Genomic DNA, 23,688 nt, shown 5'->3' with positions numbered 1-23,688 from the left:
CACTCCTTAGCAGCATGCCAGCTCAAAATCGAGACGCTCTGGCACCTGGCCATTTTCGCTATCCAGCGGCATAAAACGAATGGCAAAACGGCTCTTATGACCGGAAATCTGCGGGTAGAGCTGTGAATTAAGCGGCAGGTGTAAACGCAGCAAATCCGCATCTTCACCGTTGTCCTGGTAAAAACCGTTCAGGCTGGTTTGCTTACGCAACGGCGCAGAGTTACGGATTAAATCAAGAACCAGCGTCAGTGCCTGAGTCAGTGGGTTCAGGCTGGCAAGCCAGGTTTCGATCTGGACATCGCGCTGTGCCTGAGGCAGATGCAGCCAGATATGCAGGGTGGGTAAATCAAAGCTGCAGCATCCGCCAGGAATACTTAAACGCTGGCGTACCAGGCCAATCAGGCGATCTTCACGCAGTGTTTGTCCAATGCGCGGCGCCGAAATTAAAATGCTGCCCGCGTTTTTTAACTGCTGGCGCAGGGCATCTATTCTGCTTTGGTCTACGCCGGGAACTTCAACCCAGGCCTGAAGTTTACGCTGTTGTCGTTCCAGCTCTTTGAGCAGTTCAGTACGGACTTCGCCACGTTCGAATACGTCCAGTAAATCCCCAATATTTCTGAAAAAATGCAATGCGCCTGCATAATCGGCAACAGGCAAGTTAACGGAGAGTTGCTGGGTCAGAAACTCAATGCGCAGCCATGTACGCATCTTCTCATTGAGAGGGTGTTCAAAAAGGACCTGGGTGTGCATTACGGTTTTTCCTGTGAGACAAACTGCGACGCGCAGTGCAAATAGCGCGCGTGCAGGCGGGCGACATCCGAGGTGATGGCATCCGGTGCGCCATTATTATCAATAACATCATCTGCCACGGCAAGACGCGCTTCACGTGTTGCCTGGGCAGCCAAAATTTGTTCAACATGTTCGCGTGTAACATCATCACGCTGCATGGTTCGTCTGAGCTGGGTCTCGGGAGTAACATCGACCACGAGTACGCGATTGGCCTTTTTGTACAGCGAGTTTTCAACGAGCAGTGGGACAACCCATAACAGATAAGGGGACGTCGCTTGCTGAAACTGGCGCTGAGTTTCCTGTTGAATAAGCGGATGAAGCAGAGCGTTTAGCCAGGATTTTTCATCAGGATGAGAAAAAATACGCTCGCGTAAAATTCGCCGTTGTAACGTTCCATCTGCGGCGATGAGTTCACTACCAAAATGTTTGGCAATCGCGTTAAGGGCAGGTGTACCGGGCTCAACGACCTGACGCGCAATAATATCGGCGTCAATCACGTTTATTCCGAGGTCAGCGAACGCATTTGCAACGGTGCTTTTACCACTGCCAATGCCGCCAGTTAAGGCTACCGTATACCTCATAGACTCGGATCCTGGAGTTTAAGTTTGATTATCAAACAGTTAAAAGTTAAGCATGCGAAGGTGAGGCGGCTGCAGGATTAACCTACAATGCGCCAGGTAAATTTATGGGATTGTAGCGTAAAAAAAGAGAATTTCGCAGTCTTGCGCGGTATTGATTAGTGCGTATGATAGCGTCACTGGAGTTGTGAGTTTCGATTTTTCGCCATTAACCCCAGGAATCCGCACATGCGTATCGAAGAAGATCTGAAGTTAGGTTTCAAAGACGTTCTTATCCGCCCTAAGCGTTCTACTCTCAAAAGCCGTTCCGATGTTGAGCTGGAACGTCAATTTACCTTTAAACATTCAGGTCAGACATGGTCCGGCGTGCCAATCATCGCCGCAAATATGGACACCGTTGGGACGTTTGCCATGGCAACTGCGCTTGCCTCATTCGACATCCTGACCGCTGTGCATAAGCACTATTCTGTAGAAGACTGGTCTGCTTTCATTGCGAATGCATCTGCCGATGTACTCAAACATGTAATGGTTTCTACCGGGACATCTGACACCGATTTCGAAAAAACTAAACAGATTCTGGCGCTGAATCCTGCGCTGAACTTCATTTGCATTGATGTGGCGAATGGTTACTCGGAGCATTTCGTTCAGTTTGTGTCGAAAGCGCGCGAAGCATGGCCGACGAAAACAATTTGTGCGGGTAACGTGGTTACCGGCGAAATGTGTGAAGAGCTGGTGCTTTCCGGTGCAGATATCGTCAAAGTAGGTATTGGTCCGGGTTCTGTTTGTACCACGCGTGTAAAAACCGGCGTTGGCTATCCGCAGCTTTCTGCGGTTATCGAATGTGCTGATGCCGCACACGGCCTTGGCGGTATGATTGTCAGCGATGGCGGCTGTACGATGCCAGGTGACGTGGCAAAAGCGTTTGGCGGCGGTGCTGACTTTGTCATGCTGGGCGGTATGCTGGCCGGTCACGAAGAAAGCGGCGGTAAAGTCGTTGAGGAGAACGGCGAGAAATTCATGCTGTTCTACGGAATGAGTTCTGAATCTGCCATGACGCGTCACGTGGGAGGTGTTGCCCAATACCGCGCTGCTGAAGGTAAAACCGTTAAGCTGCCGTTGCGTGGCCCGGTTGACTATACCGCACGCGATATCCTCGGTGGTCTGCGTTCCGCCTGCACTTACGTGGGTGCATCTCGTCTGAAAGAGTTGACCAAACGTACAACCTTTATTCGAGTACAGGAACAAGAAAACCGCGTTTTCAATAGCCTGTAACACGATAGCTGGCGCAGCATACCGCGCCAGCTTTACCCCATTCCGCTCATTGCATCCCCCAGATGAAAAATCGGTAAGTACATCGCAACCACCAGCGTTCCGATAATTAACCCCGTAATCACCAGCAATGCAGGCTCAAGTAGCGCAGCCAGATTCTCGGCCTGAGACATCGTGTTTTCGCTATGATGCCGGGCAAGATTATGTAGCATCGCATCCAGTGAGCCGGACGCTTCACCGGTTCTCACCAACTGTAAACACAATGGACTGAATTCTTCGGCATTTTTCAGCGCCTGCCAGACCGGTTTTCCGGCACTGATGTCGTGGTGTACCTGGGTTAATCGTTGTGACCAGAAAGGGCAGGAGAGCGTTTCAGATACGCTGACCAGACCTTGTAGAAAGGGGATACCTGCACTTTGCGTCAACGACAGGACGGTGAAGATCTGCGTGAGTTTTTGGCCCCTGACCAGCGGCCCTATAACAGGGCAACGTAATAAAAGCCGCTGTCGCAGAACAAGCCAGGATGGTTTTTGTTTTGTCAGACCATATGCCCCTCCCAGTACCAGACCGAGTAATCCCATCAGCCATCCCCATCGACTGCTGTAATCGGCAACGGTCATAATCCCCTGCGTTAACGCCGGTAGCGGGGTATTGAACGTGCGATAAATGGCGGCAAATTCAGGCAGTACAAAGTGCAGCATCGCGAAGACGACCATCACCGCCATGGTGAGAATAATTACCGGGTAACGCAGCGCTTTTTTAACTTTATCCGTAAGGAGCTGTTGTTCTTTCTGCTGGCGGGCCAGTTCAAAACAGCAGACATCCAGTTTACCGGTTAGTTCTCCGGTGCGGATCATTGCCAGGTATAGTGGCGGAAAAATGTGTTGCCAACGCGACAGTGAGGTGGAAAGTGAAATGCCCTGTTCCATATCGTAAGCCAGCGTGCGCAGCAGCGCCTGCCACTGGCAACTGGGGTGCTGTTCGGCAAGCAGGGCTAATCCGTCGGAAAGCGTCAACCCTGCTTTAAGTAATGTGGCCAACTGGTGTATGACTTCGGTACATTGCGCTCTACTCCAGTGCGAGGTTTTAACACGCATACGTTTAATGCGAATTGGCGTAATGTACAGTTGTTGCAGAGCAAAGACCAGTGAAGGGCGATCGTCTGTCCATAGCGCCCCTTCCGCTGGCTGACCCTGATGGTTTATACCCTGCCATTGCCAGAGTTGCTTAGTGGACATGCGGCATGCCCAGCACGCGGATAATCTCTTCAAACGTCGTTAGCCCGTTTTCGACCGCCTGACATCCGTTCTCGAAAAGTGAGTGCATCCCTGCCTGCTGAGCATCGGACTCCACCACGTCAGCAGTGGTACCGCTGGCAATAAGCTGGCGTAATGCGGGTGTGACGGGCAGAACTTCAAACAACGCTGTGCGGCCATAAAATCCCTGATAGCAGTGTTCGCAGCCTGACGCCTGCCAGCGCGGTAGCGGCGTGGGCCACAGCGATGCCGGCAGAGTAACCGGGACATCAAGACGTCGCCGACAATGGGGGCACAGCTTTCTGACTAATCGTTGGGCAATCACCAGCGTCAGCGCGGAGGCGATCATCCAACGAGCGACCCCCATTTGTTGCAGGCGTATTAGTGTTTCGCTGGTGGAGTTGGTATGTAGCGTTGAAAGAACCAGATGACCAGTTTGCGCGGCTTTAAGGGCTATTTCTGCCGTTTCGCCGTCGCGGATTTCACCCACCATTATAATGTCGGGATCCTGTCGCAGCAGTGCGCGTAACACACCCTGAAAGGTCAGGCCAGCGCGAGGGTGAATTTGCGTTTGATTTAACCCTTCAATTGGGATCTCTACCGGATCTTCTACGCTACACAGATTCACATCCGGGGTGTTTCGGGTTTGTAGCGCACTGTAAAGTGTGACCGTTTTGCCGCTCCCGGTAGGACCGGTTACCAGGATTAGCCCCTGAGGCTGCTGCAAGGCTTGTGAAAATGCGGCCAGCTGTGCGTCTTGCATGCCCAGCGCGTTAATTTCCAGCGCCTGCTCAACCTGATGCAGCAGGCGTAACACCACTTTTTCTCCGTATCGACAGGGGAGTGTCGCAATGCGAAACGAGATGGGGGAACCTGAAATTTCAACGGTAAACTGCCCATCCTGTGGCAGTCGGTGTTCAGCAATGTCCAGACTGGCCAGCACTTTTAACCTTGCGGTGAGAGCAATACCCATCTCCGTCAGCACCTCCGGTAAAGTATGCAGTACGCCGTCTATGCGCAGCCGTATCCGATAGCGATTTTGCGCGGGCTCAATGTGAATATCAGACGCCCGTTTCGCCAGGGCGGATTGCAACGTCTGCGTCAGTAATTCTGCAGCGGTCGCGCTGCCTTCAGGGATGACAGCTGGCAGCATTTGCCGTGGTTTGTGTGCATGTCCTTCCATTTGTTGACGAGTCCAGCACACAATATCGATGCGTCTGGTGGTGGCAAAATGCAGTGCATCCAGCAGTTCGTTGGAAGGGGAATCCACAACGGCGATGTGCACCACTTCATTGTCGGCATCGAGTAATATTCCCTGATAACGTTGGCACAGCGCAGTAAGTTGTGTGGTATTCATCTCTGTTCCTTAGTTGGTATCAAAGCGGAAAACGTCTTCACAGGCCTGCTGCAAAGCACTGTCATTTTGGATGTTACAGCTACGGTTCCAGCCGGTAATCCCGTTGGCATTGTCCCAGTTTGGCGTCATGGTCACGCTCAGCCCGTTGAGGCTTTCCTGCCCGGTGAGGTTGACGATGCCTTTTTCGACGCTCATGCCGGAGACATAGCGAGTGGTGGCAGGAGAGGGGATTCCGTTGGTCCCGGCATCACAGGTGGTTGTCCCGCCATGCTCCAGCGCGCAGAGCTCGACTGCTGTGCGATAGGGGACAAAGGTTTGCAGCATGTCTGTTAGTGCCGCCTTGCGCAGATAGTTCTGATAAGCCGGAATACCGATGGCGCTGAGAATGGCAATGATGCCAATGACCACCATTAATTCGATAAGCGTGAAGCCTCGTTGATTGTCCATGGTTCGCTCCTTGAGTTAGCTGGCGCTACTGTGGCAAACCGGAGGACACTTAGGCGAGGGACAAAAAACAGAACGGGAAGGCAGGTTCAGAGGATTTTTACGAAATTACAGAAGGAGGCAACGTATTTGCGAGGGTACTCGAAGAAATTGCCGGATGGCAGCGTAAACGCCTTGTCCGGCCTACATAATAAGACTGCGCGGTAGGCCCGATAAGCGAAGCGTCATCGGGCAATACACTCAGCGATTAACGAAAACGCATGGAGAGATCGAGCGCACGCACGTGCTTAGTCAGTGCGCCTACAGAAATGAAATCCACGCCGGTTTCGGCAAATTCGCGCAGCGTTTCATGGGTGACGTTCCCTGAAACCTCCAGACGCGCCTGGCCGTTGGTGCGTTTTACCGCTTCGCGCATTTGGGCGGTTTCGAAATTATCGAGCATAATGATGTCGGCCCCGGCTTTCAGCGCGTCGCCCAGTTCATCCAGGCTTTCCACTTCAACCTCAACCGGGACGTCCGGATGCAGCCAGAAGGCTTTTTCAACGGCCTGACGCACGGAGCCGGAAGCAATAATGTGGTTTTCTTTAATCAGGAAGGCGTCAGAAAGCCCCAGACGGTGATTTGCGCCGCCGCCGCACAGCACGGCATATTTCAGCGCGGTACGCAGTCCTGGCAGAGTTTTACGCGTATCCAGCAGTTGGGTTTTTGTCCCCGCCAGCAGGTCGACATATTTACGTACTTCACTGGCAACGCCGGACAGCGTCTGCACAAAGTTTAGCGCGGTGCGTTCACCGGTCAGTAATACGCGGGAAGGGCCATCCAGTGCAAACAATGGCTGATTCGCTTTAATGCTGTCGCCATCTTCAACGTGCCAGGTGATTTTCACATCATCGCCAGCAAGTTGAATGAAGACCTCTTCCACCCAACGCTTCCCACAAAAAACGCCATCTTCGCGGGTGATCACGGTGGCGTGAGAGCGCATATCCTCTGGCAAAAGCTGTGCGGTGATATCGTTTCGGGCATCAACTTCTCCGCCTAAATCTTCACGCAGTGCCTGAGCGACAGAGGCAGGGATATCGAGGTTGATGCGTTCCAACAGCGCGTCACGTCGGGAGTCAGGGTTATAGCGGCGAGGCGGCATGATAAAACTCCAAATAGCTAACGAATCATAAGATAGAAACATGCTACCCTGAACCTGATATGAGCACCACCAATAAGGAGATTCTGCATGTTGTTAGACAAGGGCTGGCTGACAGAGGCGCGACGCGTTCCCTCTCCCCATTACGATTGCCGCCCGGATGACGAAAACCCTTCTTTGCTGGTGGTGCATAATATCAGCCTGCCACCTGGTGAGTTTGGCGGTCCGTGGATTGACGCGTTATTCACGGGCACAATTGATCCCGACGCCCACCCTTTTTTTGCGCAAATCGCCCATTTGCGCGTTTCTGCCCATTGTCTGATTCGCCGTGATGGCGAGATAGTTCAGTATGTCCCTTTTGATAAACGCGCCTGGCATGCTGGCGTGTCGAACTATCAGGGGCGCGAACGTTGTAATGATTTTTCGATTGGTATTGAGCTGGAAGGAACGGATACGTTGGCCTATACCGATGCGCAGTACCAGCAGTTGGCGGCGGTGACGCAGCTACTGATTCAGCGTTATCCGGCGATTGCCAATAACATGACCGGGCATTGCAATATTGCGCCCGAGCGCAAGACCGATCCAGGTCCGTCTTTTGACTGGTGCAGGTTTCGCGCCCTGATCACCCCCTCGTCACACAAGGAGATGACATGACGCTGTTTACAACATTACTGGTGCTGATTGTCGAGCGCCTGTTTAAGCTGGGTGAGCACTGGCAGCTTGATCACCGGGTTGAAGCCTTTTTCCGCCGAATTAAGCATTTTTCTATGATCCGCACCCTCGGCATGACGATGATTGCGATGGGCGTGACGTTCCTGCTGCTGCGTGCGTTGCACGGACTGCTATTTAACGTCCCGCTGCTGGTGGTGTGGATCTTAATTGGCGTGCTGTGCATCGGGGCTGGCAAGATACGCCTGCATTATCATGCGTACCTGAATGCGGCGTCCCGCAACGATGCCCATGCCCGTGAGACGATGGCCAGCGAATTAACGCTTATCCATGGCGTACCACCGGAATGCAATGAGCGGGAGTACTTACGTGAGCTGCAAAATGCGTTGTTGTGGAATAATTTTCGCTTTTACCTGGCTCCGCTGTTTTGGTTGATCGTAGGGGGGGCGTGGGGGCCGGTGACGCTGGTTGGTTATGCCTTCTTACGCGCGTGGCAGTCCTGGCTGGCGCGTTATCAGACACCGCATCAGCGTTTGCAATCGGGTATTGATGCGATTCTGCATGTGCTGGACTGGATCCCGGTGCGTCTGGCTGGCGTAGTTTACGCGCTGCTGGGGCATGGTGAGAAGGCGCTGCCCGCGTGGTTTGCCTCGCTTGCCGATCTGCATACTTCACAGTATCAGGTATTAACGCGACTGGCGCAGTTCTCGCTGGCTCGCGAATCGCATGCCGATAAAGTCGAAACCCCGAAAGCGGCCGTGGCGTTGGCGAAGAAAACGTCGTTTGCGGTGGTGGTGGTGATTGCCGTGTTGACCATTTATGGTGCGTTAATTTAGGTCGTTTATCTGGCCTACGACAGAGAGTAGCCCGGTTGCTGTGCGCTTCCGGGCAATCATTCAAATCGTATCCGCTGGCGGGGTGCCAAAATCCGGCATTCCATTTTCGTCCCAGCGTACGAGTTTCAAACGTGTATGGCGGTTGGGGTCGTACAGCGGATCGCCCTCAATTTCGGTGTAATTTCTCGCGTGATATACCAGTACATCTTCCCCTTCCGGCGTTTGCGTAAAGCTATTGTGCCCCGGCCCGTACTGGCGGTTTTCGTAGCTGGTGGTAAAGACCGGGCGCGGTGATTTATGCCAGTTTTCCGGGTTTAGCGGGTCGGCGTTGAGAGCAATCCATAATAACCCCATACAGTAGTTTTCGTCGGTGGCGCTGGCGGAATAGCTGACAAACAGTTTGTCGCCGTGCATCATCACGGCGGGACCCTCATTGACCCAAAAGCCACGACACTCCCAGTCATACTCTGGATGGCTGAGCATCACCGGCTCGCCTTTAATCGTCCACGGATTTTCCAATTCCGCGAGATAAATATTGGAGTTCCCGGCGATATCGGGGGATTTTTGCGCCCACAGATACCACTGTTTTCCCTGGTGATTAAAGGTAGTGGCATCCAGCGCGAAGGTATCAAACTGCGTGTTAATCTGACCTTTCTCTGTCCACCTGCCGGTCAGCGGGTCGGCATCTGCGCACTCAAGGGCAAACATGCGGTGCTGGAACATCCCCAGCTTATCGAGCGCCTGCGTGTGGGTGGCGGCAAAATAGATATACCACTTGCCGGCAATATGATGGATTTCTGGTGCCCAGATCAGTTCGCTCATCGGGCCACTTTCTGGTTTGCGCCAGACGACCACCGGAGCGGCGGAGCGTAGTCCTTCCAGTGAGTCAGCCCGACGGATCTCCAGTCGGTCGTATTCAGGCACCGAAGCAATGAAATAATAGTGGCTGCCGTCACGGAGGATAAACGGATCGGCGCGCTGCTCGATAAAGGGATTAGGCCACTGATTCATCAGGCTTTCCTTACGTGTTCAGTCGATTTAACGTCATGGTACTCATTCAATTCGCGGTAGTTGACACGGCGCTTTTCCAGATCTGACTGGATTTGCTGCATGAACTCGCGGTCAACTTTCAGCAGACGAACCACGCCTGCGGTAATCAGATAGCCCACGCCCGGAATAATGGAGAACAGCAGCATAATACCGTTAATAGCGGATTCGCTTTGTGCTTTAGCGCCTGCGTCGTAGCCGTACCAGGAGAGCAGGAAGCCAACCATCGCTCCGGCAATCGCCAGGCCCAGTTTAAGGAAGAACAGGTTGCCGGAGAAGCTGATCCCGGTGATGCGTTTCCCGGTTTTCCACTCGCCGTAGTCATCGACATCGGCCATCAGCGACCAGTGCAGTGGGGATGGGATCTGATGCAGAATGTTGAGCAGGAAGTAGAGCACCATAATCATCATGGTGGCTTTCGGGTCGAAGAAGTAAAACGCGGCGGAGAAAATCGCCAGGATGATATTGGTCCAGAAGAACACTTTCAGTTTGCACCAGCGATCGGTTAACACCTTCGCCAGCATACTGCCGATCATCATGCCGACTACGCCAAGGCTAATAAACAGCGTCGCGAACTGTGTGCTTTGCTGCATCACCCAGGTGACGTAGTACATGGTGGCGGCCATGCGAATAAAACCCGGACAGACGTTGCACAAGGTTAAAAGCAGGATTTTTACCCATTGATCGTTCTTCCAGACATCTTTCAGGTCGGCTTTTAAATCGTCATTTGTCTGGACGGCAGGTTGTACACGTTCGCGTACCGTCGCGAAGCAAAACAGGAACATGCACATACCAATAAAGGCCAGCACGGCCATCGCCATCTGATAGCCTTTCGCTTTGTCTTCGCCACCAAACCAGTCAGCCATCGGCAGTAGGGTGAGGGAAAGCAGCAGGGTGGCAATACCTACCAGCACAAAGCGATAAGATTGACAGGCGACGCGCTCTTTCGGGTCGTTGGTGATGACGCTGCCGAGTGAGCAATAGGGTATGTTGATCGCCGTGTAGGTAATAGACAGCAGGAAGTAGGTGACAAACGCATAGATAACTTTGCTGTTATAGCTCCACTCTGGGGTGGTAAACATCAGGACGCTGAATAATGCGTACGGGAAGGCAATCCACAATAGCCATGGACGAAATCGACCATATTTACTGCGCGTGCGATCGGCCATTGCGCCCATAATCGGGTCCGTTACGGCGTCAATAACGCGTACTGAGAGCAGTAAAACGCCGACCAAAGCAGGTGCGAGACCAAATATGTCTGTATAAAAATAATTAACAAACAACATGATAGCGCCGAATATGATGTTACATCCGGCATCGCCCATGCCATAGCCGATCTTTTCTTTCACCGACAGTTTACTGGTTTCCATCAACTGCGCTCCATAAATAAGATATGGAGAGAATTATTGTCTGGTGAGGATGTTTTTGCGTTGCAGGATAACGCCACTGATATGGATGAAACAGTCATTTGCGGGAAAGTGTGAGGCAGGTAACACCCCCTACCTTTGCAGATAGGGGGTGAGAATTAATGTGCTTTAACCGCTTTGGCCGTTTTCTGCTTACACAGGTAACCGATGCCAAGAATGGCAATCCACACCGGGATCAGGTAAACGGAGATAGCCATGCCAGGCGTCATCAGCATAATTACCAGCACTGCCGCCATAAAAATCAGGCAGACCCAGTTACCCAGCGGGTAGAACAGCGCCGGGAAACGACTGGCGACACCCTGCTGCTGTTTCGCTTTGCGGAACTTGATGTGCGCGAGGCTAATCATCGCCCAGTTGATCACCAGTGCGGAAACCACCAGCGCCATCAGTAAGCCAAATGCAGATTCCGGTGCCAGATAGTTGATAAGGACGCACAGCGCGGTGACCAGCGCGGAGACCAGGATGGTATTGACCGGTACGCCGCGTTTATCCACGCTCATCAGCGCTTTCGGCGCGTTACCCTGCTGAGCCAGCCCGAACAGCATACGGCTGTTGCAGTACACACAGCTGTTATAGACAGAAAGGGCGGCGGTCAGTACCACGACGTTCAGCGCGTTAGCCACAAACGTGTCGCCCAGCTCGTGGAAGATCAGTACGAACGGGCTGGTATCTGCCGTCACGCGCGTCCACGGCATCAGGGAAAGCAGAACAGCCAGCGAACCGACATAGAAAATCAGGATACGGTAGATAACCTGGTTGGTGGCCTTCGGAATGCTCTGCTCCGGGTTATCCGCTTCTGCTGCGGTGATGCCGACCAGCTCCAAACCGCCGAAGGAGAACATGATAATCGCCATCATCATCACCAGACCGGTGAAGCCGTGTGGCAGGAAACCACCTTGATCCCACAGGTTGCTGACGCTGGCCTGCGGGCCACCGTTGCCGCTAAACAGCAGCCAGCCGCCGAACAGAATCATCGCCACGACCGCAATGACCTTAATAATGGCAAACCAGAACTCCATCTCACCGAACACTTTCACGTTGGTCAGGTTGATGGCGTTGATGGCCACGAAAAAGACGGCCGCAGAGACCCAGGTAGGGATCTCCGGATACCAGAACTGGATGTATTTCCCGACGGCAGTCAGCTCAGCCATGGCAACCAAAACGTACAGAACCCAGTAGTTCCAGCCGGAGGAGAAACCGGCGAAACCGCCCCAGTACTTATAGGCAAAGTGGCTGAAGGAACCTGCAACCGGCTCTTCAACGACCATTTCGCCTAACTGACGCATAATTAAAAAGGCGATAAAACCGGCGATAGCGTAACCCAGAATAATACCCGGCCCTGCAGACTGGATAACGGACGCGCTGCCGAGGAATAACCCGGTGCCTATCGCGCCACCCAGCGCGATAAGCTGTATATGGCGGTTTTTAAGACCGCGCTTTAGCTGATCGCCATGCTGTTGACTTTCCATCATTAAACCTCGTGTGTGGTTTTACTCTTCATCATTCGAGTACTTATATTTTGAACCACGCAGTGACGCGTGTGTAAGTTTGCAATTCCGTTTGTTGTATTAATTTGTTTACGGCGGCCATCGGTAAAATGTTGCCTAAATGCTTTTGTCTTGATCAGAATAATGTTATGCGAGCGCGAATGCACCTGCTTTATGAAGAGAGGATGACGAGTTGAATAAAAAGAAACCATTTGTAAGCGCGCGTTTTTCTACCGGGCAATTCAAGATTTGAATTTTTATTCGTTAATTTTGCTTTAAAAGTCGATAAATAGGCAGGTGAATCGGTTCAGATGGGATAGTTTTTCGTTTCAATTACGTTAAAACTACCCAGTCAGTGGTAAATTTAACATTTGTGCATAGTTACATGTTTGAAACGTTATTTCTGTAATGTTGTTAAAATATGCCTCCTTTACTGATTTCAATCAAAACCTGTATGGACAGAAGGTGAATACTTTGTTACTTTAGCGTCAAGAACATGAAATTGGTAAGACCAATTGACTCCGGGCAAATGGCTTAAGACAGGAAATCATGGCCTACAGCAAAATCCGCCAACCAAAACTCTCCGATGTGATTGAGCAGCAGCTGGAGTTTTTAATTCTTGAGGGGACACTTCGCCCCGGAGAAAAACTCCCACCGGAACGCGAGCTGGCAAAACAGTTCGACGTCTCCCGCCCCTCCTTGCGCGAGGCGATCCAACGTCTCGAAGCGAAGGGTTTGCTGCTTCGTCGTCAGGGCGGTGGCACTTTTGTTCAGAGCAGCCTGTGGCAGAGCTTTAGCGACCCACTGGTAGAGCTGCTCTCCGACCATCCTGAATCCCAGTTTGACCTGCTTGAGACGCGCCATGCTCTGGAAGGTATTGCCGCGTATTACGCCGCACTACGCAGCACGGATGAAGATAAAACGCGTATCCGTGAACTCCACCATGCGATCGAGCTTGCTCAACAGTCCGGCGATCTTGACGGCGAGTCTGATGCAGTACTCCAGTATCAAATTGCTGTCACCGAAGCGGCGCATAATGTGGTGCTGCTCCATTTGCTCCGCTGTATGGAGCCGATGTTGGCGCAGAACGTCCGTCAAAACTTTGAATTACTGTATTCGCGTCGGGATATGCTGCCGCTGGTAAGCAGTCACCGTACGCGTATTTTTGAAGCGATTATCGCCGGGAAGCCGGAAGAGGCACGCGAAGCGTCCCACCGCCACCTGGCGTTTATCGAAGAAATTCTCCTGGACAGAAGCCGTGAGGAAAGCCGTCGTGAACGCGCCTTACGCCGTCTGGAGCAACGAAAGAATTAGTGATTTTTCTGGTAGAAGGTTAACCAGAAGATGTTGTAAATCAAGCGCTAATGAAAGGCGCGGCAACTAAACGCAGAACCTGTCTTATTGCGTTCTCTGACGAGAACTCAATGGGACAGGTTCCAGATAACTCAACGTATTAGATAGATAAGGAATACCCCCATGTCAGAACGTTTCCCAAATGACGTGGATCCGATCGAAACTCGCGACTGGCTACAGGCGATCGAATCGGTCATCCGTGAAGAAGGTGTTGAGCGTGCTCAGTATCTGATCGACCAACTGCTTTCAGAAGCCCGCAAAGGCGGCGTGAAAGTAGCGGCAGGTACAGGGGCCAGCAATTATGTAAACACTATTGCCGTTGAAGATGAACCGGAATACCCGGGCAATCTGGAGCTGGAACGTCGTATTCGTTCTGCTATCCGCTGGAACGCCATCATGACCGTACTGCGTGCGTCTAAAAAGGACCTCGAGCTGGGTGGCCACATGGCATCCTTCCAGTCCTCCGCAACGGTATATGATGTGTGCTTCAACCATTTCTTCCGTGCACGCAACGAGCAGGATGGCGGCGACCTGATTTATTTCCAGGGCCACATCTCTCCGGGCATCTACGCACGCGCATTCCTGGAAGGTCGTCTGACTGAAGAGCAGATGAACAACTTCCGTCAGGAAGTTCATGGCAAAGGCCTGTCTTCCTACCCGCACCCGAAACTGATGCCTGAATTCTGGCAGTTCCCGACCGTTTCTATGGGTCTGGGTCCAATCGGTGCTATCTACCAGGCTAAATTCCTGAAGTATCTGGAACACCGTGGCCTGAAAGATACCTCTAAACAAACCGTTTATGCCTTCCTGGGCGACGGTGAGATGGATGAGCCAGAATCTAAAGGTGCGATCACCATCGCTACCCGTGAAAAACTGGACAACCTGGTCTTTGTTATCAACTGTAACCTGCAGCGTCTTGACGGCCCGGTCACCGGTAACGGCAAGATTGTTAACGAACTGGAAGGCATCTTTGCGGGCGCTGGCTGGAACGTTATCAAAGTCATGTGGGGCGGTCGTTGGGATGAACTGCTGCGTAAAGACACCAGCGGTAAACTGATCCAACTGATGAACGAAACCGTTGACGGCGACTACCAGACCTTCAAATCCAAAGACGGCGCATACGTACGTGAGCACTTCTTCGGTAAATACCCGGAAACCGCAGCACTGGTTGCTGACTGGACTGACGAGCAGATTTGGGCTCTGAACCGCGGTGGTCACGATCCGAAGAAAGTCTACGCTGCACTGAAAAAAGCGCAGGAAACCAAAGGCAAAGCAACTGTAATCCTCGCCCATACCATCAAAGGTTACGGCATGGGTGACACCGCCGAAGGTAAAAACATCGCTCACCAGGTTAAGAAAATGAACATGGACGGCGTGCGTTATATCCGCGACCGTTTCAACGTTCCAGTCACCGATGAGCAGGTTGAAAACCTGTCTTACATTACCTTCCCGGAAGGTTCTGAAGAGCACACTTATCTGCACGCTCAGCGTCAGAAACTGCACGGCTACCTGCCTGCTCGTCAGCCGAACTTCACTGAGAAGCTGGAGCTGCCGGCTCTGGAAGACTTCGGTGCGCTGCTGGAAGAGCAGAACAAAGAAATCTCCACCACTATCGCGTTTGTGCGTGCACTGAACGTGATGCTGAAGAACAAGTCGATCAAAGACCGCCTCGTGCCGATCATCGCCGATGAAGCGCGTACCTTTGGTATGGAAGGCCTGTTCCGTCAGATCGGTATTTACAGCCCGAACGGTCAGCAGTACACCCCGCAGGACCGTGAGCAGGTTGCTTACTACAAAGAAGACGAAAAAGGTCAGATCCTGCAGGAAGGCATCAACGAACTGGGTGCTGGCGCATCCTGGCTGGCTGCTGCAACTTCTTACAGCACCAACGATCTGCCGATGATCCCGTTCTACATCTACTACTCCATGTTCGGGTTCCAGCGTATCGGTGACCTGTGCTGGCAGGCAGGTGACCAGCAGGCTCGCGGCTTCCTGATCGGTGGTACTTCCGGTCGTACGACGCTGAACGGTGAAGGTCTGCAGCACGAAGATGGCCACAGCCATATTCAGTCTCTGACTATCCCGAACTGTATCTCTTACGATCCGTCTTACGCGTACGAAGTTGCGGTCATCATGCACGATGGTCTGGAGCGTATGTACGGTGAGAAACAAGAGAACGTTTACTACTACATCACCACGCTGAACGAAAACTACCACATGCCGGCAATGCCAGCAGGTGCCGAGGAAGGTATCCGTAAAGGTATCTACAAACTCGAAACCCTCGAAGGTAAGAAAGGTAAAGTTCAGCTGCTGGGCTCCGGTTCTATCCTGCGTCACGTCCGTGAAGCAGCCCAGATCCTGGCGAACGACTACGGCGTAGGCTCTGACGTGTATAGCGTCACTTCCTTCACTGAACTGGCGCGTGATGGCCAGGATTGTGAGCGCTGGAATATGCTGCACCCGCTGGAAACTCCGCGCGTTCCGTACATCGCTCAGGTGATGAACGACGCACCGGCTGTTGCATCTACTGACTATATGAAACTGTTTGCCGAACAGGTTCGTACTTATGTACCGGCTGATGATTACCGTGTACTGGGTACTGACGGCTTCGGTCGCTCTGACAGCCGTGAAAACCTGCGTCACCACTTCGAAGTTGATGCTTCTTATGTGGTTGTAGCGGCACTGGGCGAACTGGCTAAACGTGGCGAAATCGATAAGAAAGTGGTTGCTGACGCAATCATCAAATTCAACATCGATGCAGATAAAGTTAACCCGCGTCTGGCGTAAGAGGTAAAAGAAACATGGCTATCGAAATCAATGTACCGGACATCGGGGCTGATGAAGTTGAAATCACCGAGATCCTGGTCAAAGTAGGCGACAAAGTTGAAGCTGAGCAGTCGCTGATCACCGTAGAAGGCGACAAAGCCTCTATGGAAGTTCCGTCCCCTCAGGCGGGTATCGTTAAAGAGATCAAAGTCTCTGTTGGCGACAAAACTGAGACCGGCAAACTGATCATGATTTTCGATTCCGCCGACGGTGCAGCAGCAGCTGCACCTGCCAAGGCAGAAGAGAAGAAAGAAGCGGCTCCGGCAGCAGCACCTGCTGCGGCTGCGGCAAAAGACGTACACGTACCGGACATCGGCGGCGACGAAGTTGAAGTCACTGAGATCATGGTTAAAGTGGGCGACACCGTAGCAGCTGAGCAGTCTCTGATTACCGTAGAAGGCGACAAAGCCTCTATGGAAGTACCGGCACCGTTCGCAGGTGTGGTTAAAGAGATCAAAATCAACACCGGCGACAAAGTGTCTACCGGCTCTCTGATTATGGTCTTTGAAGTGGCGGGCGCAGCGCCTGCAGCTGCTCCGGCTCAGGCCGCAGCTCCTGCAGCAGCGGCGGCTCCGGCGGCTTCTGGTTCTAAAGAAGTTAACGTACCGGACATCGGCGGCGACGAGGTTGAAGTCACTGAAGTGATGGTCAAAGTGGGCGATAAAATTGCCGCTGAGCAGTCACTGATCACCGTAGAAGGCGACAAAGCCTCGATGGAAGTTCCGGCGCCGTTCGCAGGTACCGTGAAAGAAATCAAAATCAGCACCGGCGACAAAGTCAAAACCGGTTCTCTGATTATGGTCTTCGAAGTTGAAGGCGCTGCACCGGCTGCTGCTCCTGCTCCTGCACAAGCTGCTGCTCCGGCTCAGACCGCAGCACCTGCACCTGCCGCAGCACCGGCTGCTAAAGCGGAAGGTAAATCTGACTTCGCAGAAAACGACGCTTACGTCCATGCGACTCCGCTGATCCGTCGCCTGGCGCGCGAGTTCGGTGTGAACCTGGCGAAAGTGAAAGGGTCTGGTCGTAAAGGTCGTATCCTGCGCGAAGACGTTCAGGCTTACGTGAAAGACGCGGTTAAACGTGCTGAATCTGCACCGGCAGCTGCGGCTGGCGGCGGTATCCCGGGCATGCTGCCGTGGCCGAAAGTGGACTTCAGCAAGTTTGGTGAAATCGAAGAAGTGGAACTGGGTCGTATCCAGAAAATCTCTGGTGCTAACCTGAGCCGTAACTGGGTGATGATCCCGCACGTTACCCACTTCGATAAGACCGATATCACCGATCTGGAAGCGTTCCGTAAACAGCAGAACGCCGAAGCTGAGAAACGTAAACTGGACGTGAAATTCACCCCAGTGGTCTTCATCATGAAAGCCGTTGCCGCCGCTCTGGAACAGATGCCGCGCTTCAACAGCTCCCTGTCTGAAGACGGTCAGAAGCTGACGCTGAAGAAATACATCAACATCGGTGTGGCGGTAGATACGCCAAATGGTCTGGTTGTTCCGGTCTTTAAAGACGTGAACAAGAAGAGCATTACCGAGCTGTCTCGTGAACTGACGGTGATCTCCAAGAAAGCGCGTGATGGTAAGCTGACGGCTGGCGAAATGCAGGGCGGTTGCTTCACTATCTCCAGCATCGGCGGCCTGGGAACTACCCACTTTGCACCGATTGTGAACGCGCCTGAAGTGGCTATCCTTGGCGTGTCCAAGTCTGCTATTGAACCGGTGTGGAATGGTAAAGAGTTTACTCCGCGTCTGATGATGCCGATTTCTCTCTCCTTTGACCACCGCGTGATTGACGGTGCTGATGGTGCTCGTTTCATTACCATCATCAACAACACGCTGTCTGACATTCGCCGTTTGGTGATGTAAGCGAAAAAGCCGGCCCGACGGCCGGCTTTTTTCTGGTAATCTCATGATGTCAGTGAGGTTATTGTGCGAAAGACAAATCGGTTGCCGTTTGTTGTTTCAAAATTGTTAACAATTTTGTAAAATACCGGCGGATAGAACGACCCGGTGGACGACGGGTATAAATTAAGAGGTCATGATGAGCACTGAAATCAAAACTCAAGTCGTGGTACTTGGGGCAGGCCCGGCAGGTTACTCTGCTGCCTTCCGTTGCGCAGATTTAGGTCTGGAGACCGTCATCGTAGAACGTTACAGCACCCTCGGCGGTGTTTGTCTGAACGTCGGCTGTATCCCTTCTAAAGCCCTGCTGCACGTAGCAAAAGTTATCGAAGAAGCCAAAGCACTGGCCGATCACGGTATCGTCTTCGGTGAGCCGAAAACCGATATCGACAAGATTCGTACCTGGAAAGAAAAAGTTATCACTCAACTGACCGGCGGTCTGGCTGGTATGGCCAAAGGCCGTAAAGTGAAAGTGGTAAACGGTCTGGGTAAATTTACCGGGGCGAACACCCTGGAAGTTGAAGGCGAAAACGGCAAAACCGTGATCAACTTCGACAACGCAATCATCGCGGCGGGTTCCCGTCCGATCGAACTGCCGTTCATTCCGCACGAAGATCCGCGCGTGTGGGATTCCACCGATGCGCTGGAACTGAAAACCGTACCGAAGCGCCTGCTGGTTATGGGTGGCGGTATCATCGGTCTGGAAATGGGTACCGTGTACCATGCGCTGGGTTCAGAGATCGACGTGGTTGAAATGTTCGACCAGGTTATCCCGGCAGCCGATAAAGACGTGGTTAAAGTCTTCACCAAACGCATCAGCAAGAAATTCAACCTGATGCTGGAAACCAAAGTGACCGCCGTTGAAGCGAAAGAAGACGGTATTTACGTTTCCATGGAAGGCAAAAAAGCGCCTGCAGAAGCACAGCGTTACGACGCCGTACTGGTGGCTATCGGTCGTGTGCCGAACGGTAAAAACCTCGACGCAGGCAAAGCGGGCGTTGAAGTTGATGACCGTGGCTTCATCCGCGTGGACAAACAGCTGCGTACCAACGTTCCGCACATCTTTGCTATCGGCGATATCGTCGGTCAGCCGATGCTGGCGCACAAAGGTGTTCACGAAGGCCACGTTGCCGCTGAAGTTATCGCCGGTAAGAAACACTACTTTGATCCGAAAGTTATTCCGTCGATTGCCTACACTGAACCAGAAGTTGCCTGGGTCGGTCTGACCGAGAAAGAAGCGAAAGAGAAAGGCATCAGCTACGAAACCGCCACCTTCCCGTGGGCTGCTTCTGGCCGTGCTATTGCTTCCGACTGTGCAGACGGTATGACCAAACTGATTTTCGACAAAGAATCTCACCGTGTTATCGGTGGTGCGATTGTCGGTACCAACGGCGGCGAGCTGCTGGGCGAAATCGGTCTGGCGATCGAAATGGGTTGTGACGCTGAAGACATCGCGCTGACCATCCATGCGCACCCGACTCTGCACGAGTCTGTGGGCCTGGCAGCAGAAGTGTTCGAAGGTAGCATCACCGACCTGCCGAACCCGAAAGCGAAGAAGAAATAATCTTCTCTCTTTTGTGAAAACGCCTCTTCGGAGGCGTTTTTTTTTCCTGAACTACCTGTTCTGGTAGTCATCTTATTGATATTTCCGCTAAAAATTTCCGTTCAACTGCCGATACTTTTTTCACCATTGTGTGGCTACTGGCCGCGCGGTTAGAGGTTCTGGACTCTTTATTACACGAAAAAAGGAAAAAACATGTCTTTAAAAAAAATCGCGGTTGTTGGCATGGTTGTCGCGGCAATGACGCTGACAGGGTGTGGCGCTATGACCACCGCCGTGAAAAAACGTAACCTTGAAGTGAAAACGCAGATGAGTGAAACCATCTGGCTGGAGCCTTCCAGTGAAAAAACCGTCTACATTCAGGTAAAGAACACCTCTGATAAAGATATGAGTAACCTGCAGACGCTGTTAGCCAATGATCTGTCAGCGAAAGGGTACAAGGTAACCAGTTCTCCGGACAACGCCTGGTACTGGGTGCAGGCAAACGTGCTGAAAGCGGATAAAATGGACTTGCGTGAAGCTCAGGGCTTCCTGAAAACCGGTTATGAAGGGGCCGCTGTGGGGGCTGCTTTAGGGGCGGGTATCACGGCGTATAACAGCAACTCCTCCGGTGCAGCGCTGGGTGTCGGGCTGGCGGCGGGGCTGATCGGTATGGCGGCAGATGCAATGGTTGAAGACGTGAACTACACCATGGTTACCGACCTGCAAATCTCCGAACGCAGCAAAGCGAAAGTGACAACGGATAACGTTGCGGCCCTGCGTCAGGGCACGTCCGGCATTAAGCTGCAAACCAGCAGCGCGCAGGGCGATCGCGCAAAATATCAAACCCGCGTCGTGTCGAATGCTAACAAGGTGAACCTGAAATTCGAAGAAGCGAAACCGGTTCTGGAAGCACAACTGGCGAAGTCAGTGGCTAACATCCTGTAATCTGTTGTGAGTTGCCGGGGGGCGGCTTCGCCTTACCCGGCCTACTAACCTTTCGTCTCTGGGGATCAGGGCGCTACGGGCTGCCAGGTTTTATCCGGATGGTATGCGGTTAACGTCTGCGCTTTCTGCTGTGACTCAACACCGAGATCGGCCTGGTAGACTTTGTCATCACCGTTAATCATAAAACTCATCACACCAGTGTGATCGTAGCTGACGGGCCACGCAACCATCGCAAAGCCGCTGGTTTTGTCGGGAAGAATGCGGAAACGATAACCGTGATAGCCCGTGCCGGGCTCTTGTGGACTAAAGGCCGGGCCAAGCGGGCTTGGCGCTTCGCCGGGCGAAACTGGCCAGTACAGACCATCTTTTTTCCCTTCAGAGCTGACAATTTTCTGCGCATACTTTTGGTTCATCGCAAAATAGCTCTGCTGAGCATCCACATAGGCGTGTAATGCCTCAATGGCGGCGAGTTCGTTGCGGCCAATTTCGCGGGTCTGGATCTCTTCGGCAGCTTCATGCATATCAAATCGCCAGCCGGAAGTGGTTTTGACAACCGGGATAGGTAGCTGCCAGTTGCTGTCTCCGACAACAAGATGCGCCGTATCACCGTCAATGACGGTGCTATGATGAACCTTCCAGTCGCGCAGGAAGCGATCAACCGCATCAGGATCGACGCCTTCCGGCGGCAGAAACTCGCGCCAGTTTTCCCCGAGCAGGTTATTCATCGCACTTTCATTTTGCTCACCGATCGCACTTGTCAGCGCATCGGTTGCCTGGTCTGGTGTACTGAACGATTGTTGTGCCATCGCGGTGGCCGAAACCATGAACAACACCATTCCACTGAGTAGTTTATTTTTCATGTCGGTTCCCTTAACGATGACGGAATTCACGGTGCTCAGCACGACCGCCAGAGGGTTGACGTGATGGCTGATTGCGGGCGAACTGCCGGCTCTGGGCGCCTCGCTGCTGCTGTGCTTGCCAGCTGCCAGAGCGACTGTCGTTGCCGCTCAGCGCGTTGGCGCGCGAGCGCTGTTGAGTATTCCGCTGTTGCACATTACGTTGCTGTGCGGGTTGCGAAACCCGTTTCTCCTGTCTCTGCGTCGTCGCCTGGCGATTCTCACGTTGCTGGGTGCTTGCCCGCTTCGCGGTTTGCGGTTTAGTGTCGTAGCCGCGGTAGTTGTTGCGTTGAGAGATCTGCTTCAGTTGTTGATTTGACGCCTGGCGCTGGGCATCTTTTGTTCCCGGGCGTGCTGTCTGAGGGAACGTTTTTCCCGTTGATTTCTCCATCTGGTTCATGGCCGCCTGACGCTGGCTATCGCGGTTGGCCGATCTTTGCGGGTTTTGCTGGGTTGCGCTGAGTCCCGTTGCGGTGTTAGTGGAGTGAAAACGGTTATTGAGCTGGTTATTCGGATAGGGCACACCCTCACGATAGGCCGGGTTATGCTGCCAGGTACGGTTGGCATCCGTCAGACGCTGGCCGCTGATTTTATTGAAGTTATCAACGTTGATGTTGATGTTGTTATCACCGTTGCGGTTATAGCCGCCGTGATTATCCCAGTCATCATTATGATGGTGGTCCCAGTCGTCATCGTCGTCCCAGTCGATGTTGCTGAAAATAGCATAGGTTGTCGCCACACCAAGGCTGAAGCCTAAACCGTTAACAAAGCTGTTGCCAAACTGCTCGCCGGGCGTCGGGGGGAGATAGGTGGGCGGATAGGCGGTGTTTGGCCAGGTACCGTAAACCGTATTCGGGTTATAAGTGGGGACGTACACCACCTGCGGATCGGCGGATTCAATTTTGATAACCGTTGGGCTTGCCGTGGCGGTAGTGGTGGTTGAACTGGTTGTCGACTCGCTGGTGACGGTTTTAGCTGGTGCTGCTTTGGTCACGGTGGTGACCGTCTGCTGTGGCGTTGATTGCAAGGTGCCGGTTTGCTGCGCCAGCGCGCGCAGACGTTGAACGGAATCCATGACATCTTGCGGCTGCGCGAGGAAAGCATCACCCAGATTTTGTACCCACGGTGGGTTTTCACCTAACAGCGACATCAGTTGAGGAAACGCGACCAGCGATTTCACGCTTGGGTCCCAGGGTTGCCCGGAAGCGGCCTGAATAGCGGCGTCACCCTGCATTTTAGGATTGTCTTTTGACCACTGGGCGGCCTGGATAACGTTGGCCGGATAGGTCGACGCCATCAATATTTGTGACAGCAAGGCATCCGGGTAGAGCGCGATGGGCGCAATCCACTGATCGATTTGTGCGGCAGTGTATGTCGGCGTAACGGCAGGTGCGGGTGGTGTGACCGGCGCGGGTGCGGCTACGGGAGCCGGAGCCGGTGCAGAAGGTTGTTGTGCGACGGGGGCCTGAGCAGCGGGCTCCGTGGTGCGACTTTTGACGAACATCACGCCAGAGGCGGCAAACAGCCCGACACTGCACAGAAGGACGAGCAGATGTGGCTTAAGGGGCAACTTCATAAAATGACTCCAACGAGACAAGCGCTGTGCCGTGAGGCGTTCCTGTTGCCGCGAGTATTATTCACCCGTGTTTTACAGTTTTGACTTTTATTGGGGAACCGCCCGGTATGTCCGGAAAAAGAGTGTGAACATTTATTACACAATTATATCTGATGGCTGAAAAGTCGTAGAAATATTCAGAAGGCTGCTGTTGTAAATCAACCGAATTAAGGCGGTTGATGGGTACCTGAAATCCGCCTTGTCTCCTCGCTATACCATTCTTAACGATTCAGCCAATTTTTTATGTTGCTTTTTTGTAAACAGATTAACACTTAAAGAAAATCCTGTTATTGTGCCTTATGCGGTACCGGG

The 23,688-nt window shown here is 52.8% G+C and carries 19 protein-coding genes; 8 read left to right on the top strand and 11 right to left on the bottom strand.

Features of this window, described 5'->3' with window-relative positions; all coding sequences use genetic code 11:
- Nucleotides 1-6: 6 nt before the first annotated feature.
- Together zapD and coaE are read right to left on the bottom strand one after the other, a co-directional pair.
- The gene (zapD, locus tag JQ822_RS17375; protein WP_135323148.1) at nt 7-750 is read right to left on the bottom strand and encodes a cell division protein ZapD; all 744 of its coding nucleotides are present in this window, start codon (nt 748-750) and stop codon (nt 7-9) included.
- A complete protein-coding gene (gene coaE / locus JQ822_RS17370) occupies nt 750-1,370 on the bottom strand; it encodes a dephospho-CoA kinase (RefSeq protein WP_213134503.1) in 621 nt (206 codons plus the stop codon). Before coaE ends, zapD begins: the two co-directional genes overlap by 1 nt.
- Before the next feature lie 225 nt (nt 1,371-1,595).
- On the opposite strand from coaE, the gene JQ822_RS17365 reads away from it, so the two are divergent.
- A complete protein-coding gene (locus tag JQ822_RS17365; protein ID WP_135323146.1) occupies nt 1,596-2,639 on the top strand; it encodes a GMP reductase in 1,044 nt (347 codons plus the stop codon).
- A gap of 32 nt (nt 2,640-2,671) precedes the next feature.
- On the opposite strand, the gene hofC is transcribed toward JQ822_RS17365, so the two are convergent.
- From hofC to nadC, 4 genes are all read right to left on the bottom strand, one after another.
- Complete coding sequence (hofC, locus tag JQ822_RS17360; protein WP_213134502.1) at nt 2,672-3,874, bottom strand: protein transport protein HofC; 1,203 nt, start codon at nt 3,872-3,874, stop codon at nt 2,672-2,674.
- Nucleotides 3,864-5,249: a type II secretion system protein GspE gene (gene gspE / locus JQ822_RS17355; protein ID WP_213134501.1), complete on the bottom strand. Its 1,386-nt coding sequence runs from the start codon at nt 5,247-5,249 to the stop codon at nt 3,864-3,866. Before gspE ends, hofC begins: the two co-directional genes overlap by 11 nt.
- 9 nt (nt 5,250-5,258) lie before the next feature.
- A complete protein-coding gene (gene ppdD, locus JQ822_RS17350; protein WP_213134500.1) occupies nt 5,259-5,696 on the bottom strand; it encodes a prepilin peptidase-dependent pilin in 438 nt (145 codons plus the stop codon).
- Between the two features lie 244 nt (nt 5,697-5,940).
- Nucleotides 5,941-6,834, bottom strand: coding sequence for a carboxylating nicotinate-nucleotide diphosphorylase (nadC, locus tag JQ822_RS17345; protein ID WP_213134499.1), 894 nt, complete (start codon nt 6,832-6,834; stop codon nt 5,941-5,943).
- An 87-nt stretch (nt 6,835-6,921) separates the two neighbouring features.
- Here nadC and ampD point away from each other — a divergent pair, with 87 nt between their 5' ends.
- Both ampD and ampE read left to right on the top strand, forming a co-directional pair.
- Nucleotides 6,922-7,485: a 1,6-anhydro-N-acetylmuramyl-L-alanine amidase AmpD gene (gene ampD, locus JQ822_RS17340; RefSeq protein WP_213134498.1), complete on the top strand. Its 564-nt coding sequence runs from the start codon at nt 6,922-6,924 to the stop codon at nt 7,483-7,485.
- Complete coding sequence (ampE, locus tag JQ822_RS17335; protein ID WP_213134497.1) at nt 7,482-8,336, top strand: beta-lactamase regulator AmpE; 855 nt, start codon at nt 7,482-7,484, stop codon at nt 8,334-8,336. The genes ampD and ampE overlap by 4 nt, the downstream gene beginning before the upstream one ends.
- Before the next feature lie 60 nt (nt 8,337-8,396).
- On the opposite strand, the gene JQ822_RS17330 is transcribed toward ampE, so the two are convergent.
- The 3 genes from JQ822_RS17330 to aroP all read right to left on the bottom strand — a co-directional run bounded on the left by JQ822_RS17330 (nt 8,397) and on the right by aroP (nt 12,282).
- Complete coding sequence (locus tag JQ822_RS17330; protein ID WP_213134496.1) at nt 8,397-9,347, bottom strand: glycoside hydrolase family 43 protein; 951 nt, start codon at nt 9,345-9,347, stop codon at nt 8,397-8,399.
- Nucleotides 9,347-10,753: a glycoside-pentoside-hexuronide (GPH):cation symporter gene (locus tag JQ822_RS17325; protein ID WP_213134495.1), complete on the bottom strand. Its 1,407-nt coding sequence runs from the start codon at nt 10,751-10,753 to the stop codon at nt 9,347-9,349. The genes JQ822_RS17330 and JQ822_RS17325 overlap by 1 nt, the downstream gene beginning before the upstream one ends.
- Before the next feature lie 155 nt (nt 10,754-10,908).
- Nucleotides 10,909-12,282, bottom strand: coding sequence for an aromatic amino acid transporter AroP (gene aroP / locus JQ822_RS17320; RefSeq protein WP_213134494.1), 1,374 nt, complete (start codon nt 12,280-12,282; stop codon nt 10,909-10,911).
- Between the two features lie 564 nt (nt 12,283-12,846).
- Between aroP and pdhR the strand changes: the two genes are divergently transcribed.
- From pdhR to traT, 5 genes are all read left to right on the top strand, one after another.
- Complete coding sequence (gene pdhR / locus JQ822_RS17315; protein WP_096758283.1) at nt 12,847-13,611, top strand: pyruvate dehydrogenase complex transcriptional repressor PdhR; 765 nt, start codon at nt 12,847-12,849, stop codon at nt 13,609-13,611.
- Between the two features lie 162 nt (nt 13,612-13,773).
- Entirely contained in the window at nt 13,774-16,437 is a 2,664-nt protein-coding gene (gene aceE / locus JQ822_RS17310; protein WP_182270431.1) for a pyruvate dehydrogenase (acetyl-transferring), homodimeric type, read from the top strand.
- A gap of 14 nt (nt 16,438-16,451) precedes the next feature.
- Complete coding sequence (aceF, locus tag JQ822_RS17305) at nt 16,452-18,341, top strand: pyruvate dehydrogenase complex dihydrolipoyllysine-residue acetyltransferase (RefSeq protein ID WP_213134493.1); 1,890 nt, start codon at nt 16,452-16,454, stop codon at nt 18,339-18,341.
- Nucleotides 18,342-18,516: 175 nt separating this feature from the next.
- A complete protein-coding gene (lpdA, locus tag JQ822_RS17300; protein WP_135323135.1) occupies nt 18,517-19,941 on the top strand; it encodes a dihydrolipoyl dehydrogenase in 1,425 nt (474 codons plus the stop codon).
- Between the two features lie 192 nt (nt 19,942-20,133).
- Nucleotides 20,134-20,865 (top strand): complement resistance protein TraT, encoded by a 732-nt coding sequence (traT, locus tag JQ822_RS17295; RefSeq protein ID WP_213134492.1) that lies wholly within the window; start codon nt 20,134-20,136, stop codon nt 20,863-20,865.
- Nucleotides 20,866-20,930: 65 nt separating this feature from the next.
- On the opposite strand, the gene JQ822_RS17290 is transcribed toward traT, so the two are convergent.
- Nucleotides 20,931-21,725 carry a DUF2950 family protein gene (locus JQ822_RS17290; protein WP_213134491.1) on the bottom strand — a complete coding sequence of 265 codons (795 nt, stop codon included), beginning with the start codon at nt 21,723-21,725 and terminating at the stop codon, nt 20,931-20,933.
- A 10-nt stretch (nt 21,726-21,735) separates the two neighbouring features.
- Complete coding sequence (locus JQ822_RS17285; RefSeq protein WP_213134490.1) at nt 21,736-23,337, bottom strand: DUF3300 domain-containing protein; 1,602 nt, start codon at nt 23,335-23,337, stop codon at nt 21,736-21,738.
- Nucleotides 23,338-23,688: the final 351 nt, after the last annotated feature.

The organism is Citrobacter sp. FP75 (assembly GCF_018342065.1).
In the GTDB taxonomy this organism is placed as follows: Bacteria; Pseudomonadota; Gammaproteobacteria; order Enterobacterales; family Enterobacteriaceae; genus Citrobacter.
This window is presented reverse-complemented; position numbering and strand designations above follow the sequence as displayed.

Coding starts and splice junctions, on each gene's coding strand:
- hofC (WP_213134502.1), bottom strand. CDS start 3,874: ATGTCCACTAAGCAACTCTGGCAATGGCAGGGTATAAACCATCAGGGT.
- aceE (WP_182270431.1), top strand. CDS start 13,774: ATGTCAGAACGTTTCCCAAATGACGTGGATCCGATCGAAACTCGCGAC.
- ampD (WP_213134498.1), top strand. CDS start 6,922: ATGTTGTTAGACAAGGGCTGGCTGACAGAGGCGCGACGCGTTCCCTCT.
- JQ822_RS17325 (WP_213134495.1), bottom strand. CDS start 10,753: ATGGAAACCAGTAAACTGTCGGTGAAAGAAAAGATCGGCTATGGCATG.
- nadC (WP_213134499.1), bottom strand. CDS start 6,834: ATGCCGCCTCGCCGCTATAACCCTGACTCCCGACGTGACGCGCTGTTG.
- ampE (WP_213134497.1), top strand. CDS start 7,482: ATGACGCTGTTTACAACATTACTGGTGCTGATTGTCGAGCGCCTGTTT.
- JQ822_RS17285 (WP_213134490.1), bottom strand. CDS start 23,337: ATGAAGTTGCCCCTTAAGCCACATCTGCTCGTCCTTCTGTGCAGTGTC.
- coaE (WP_213134503.1), bottom strand. CDS start 1,370: ATGAGGTATACGGTAGCCTTAACTGGCGGCATTGGCAGTGGTAAAAGC.
- aceF (WP_213134493.1), top strand. CDS start 16,452: ATGGCTATCGAAATCAATGTACCGGACATCGGGGCTGATGAAGTTGAA.
- zapD (WP_135323148.1), bottom strand. CDS start 750: ATGCACACCCAGGTCCTTTTTGAACACCCTCTCAATGAGAAGATGCGT.
- pdhR (WP_096758283.1), top strand. CDS start 12,847: ATGGCCTACAGCAAAATCCGCCAACCAAAACTCTCCGATGTGATTGAG.
- ppdD (WP_213134500.1), bottom strand. CDS start 5,696: ATGGACAATCAACGAGGCTTCACGCTTATCGAATTAATGGTGGTCATT.
- gspE (WP_213134501.1), bottom strand. CDS start 5,249: ATGAATACCACACAACTTACTGCGCTGTGCCAACGTTATCAGGGAATA.
- traT (WP_213134492.1), top strand. CDS start 20,134: ATGTCTTTAAAAAAAATCGCGGTTGTTGGCATGGTTGTCGCGGCAATG.
- lpdA (WP_135323135.1), top strand. CDS start 18,517: ATGAGCACTGAAATCAAAACTCAAGTCGTGGTACTTGGGGCAGGCCCG.
- aroP (WP_213134494.1), bottom strand. CDS start 12,282: ATGATGGAAAGTCAACAGCATGGCGATCAGCTAAAGCGCGGTCTTAAA.
- JQ822_RS17330 (WP_213134496.1), bottom strand. CDS start 9,347: ATGAATCAGTGGCCTAATCCCTTTATCGAGCAGCGCGCCGATCCGTTT.
- JQ822_RS17365 (WP_135323146.1), top strand. CDS start 1,596: ATGCGTATCGAAGAAGATCTGAAGTTAGGTTTCAAAGACGTTCTTATC.
- JQ822_RS17290 (WP_213134491.1), bottom strand. CDS start 21,725: ATGAAAAATAAACTACTCAGTGGAATGGTGTTGTTCATGGTTTCGGCC.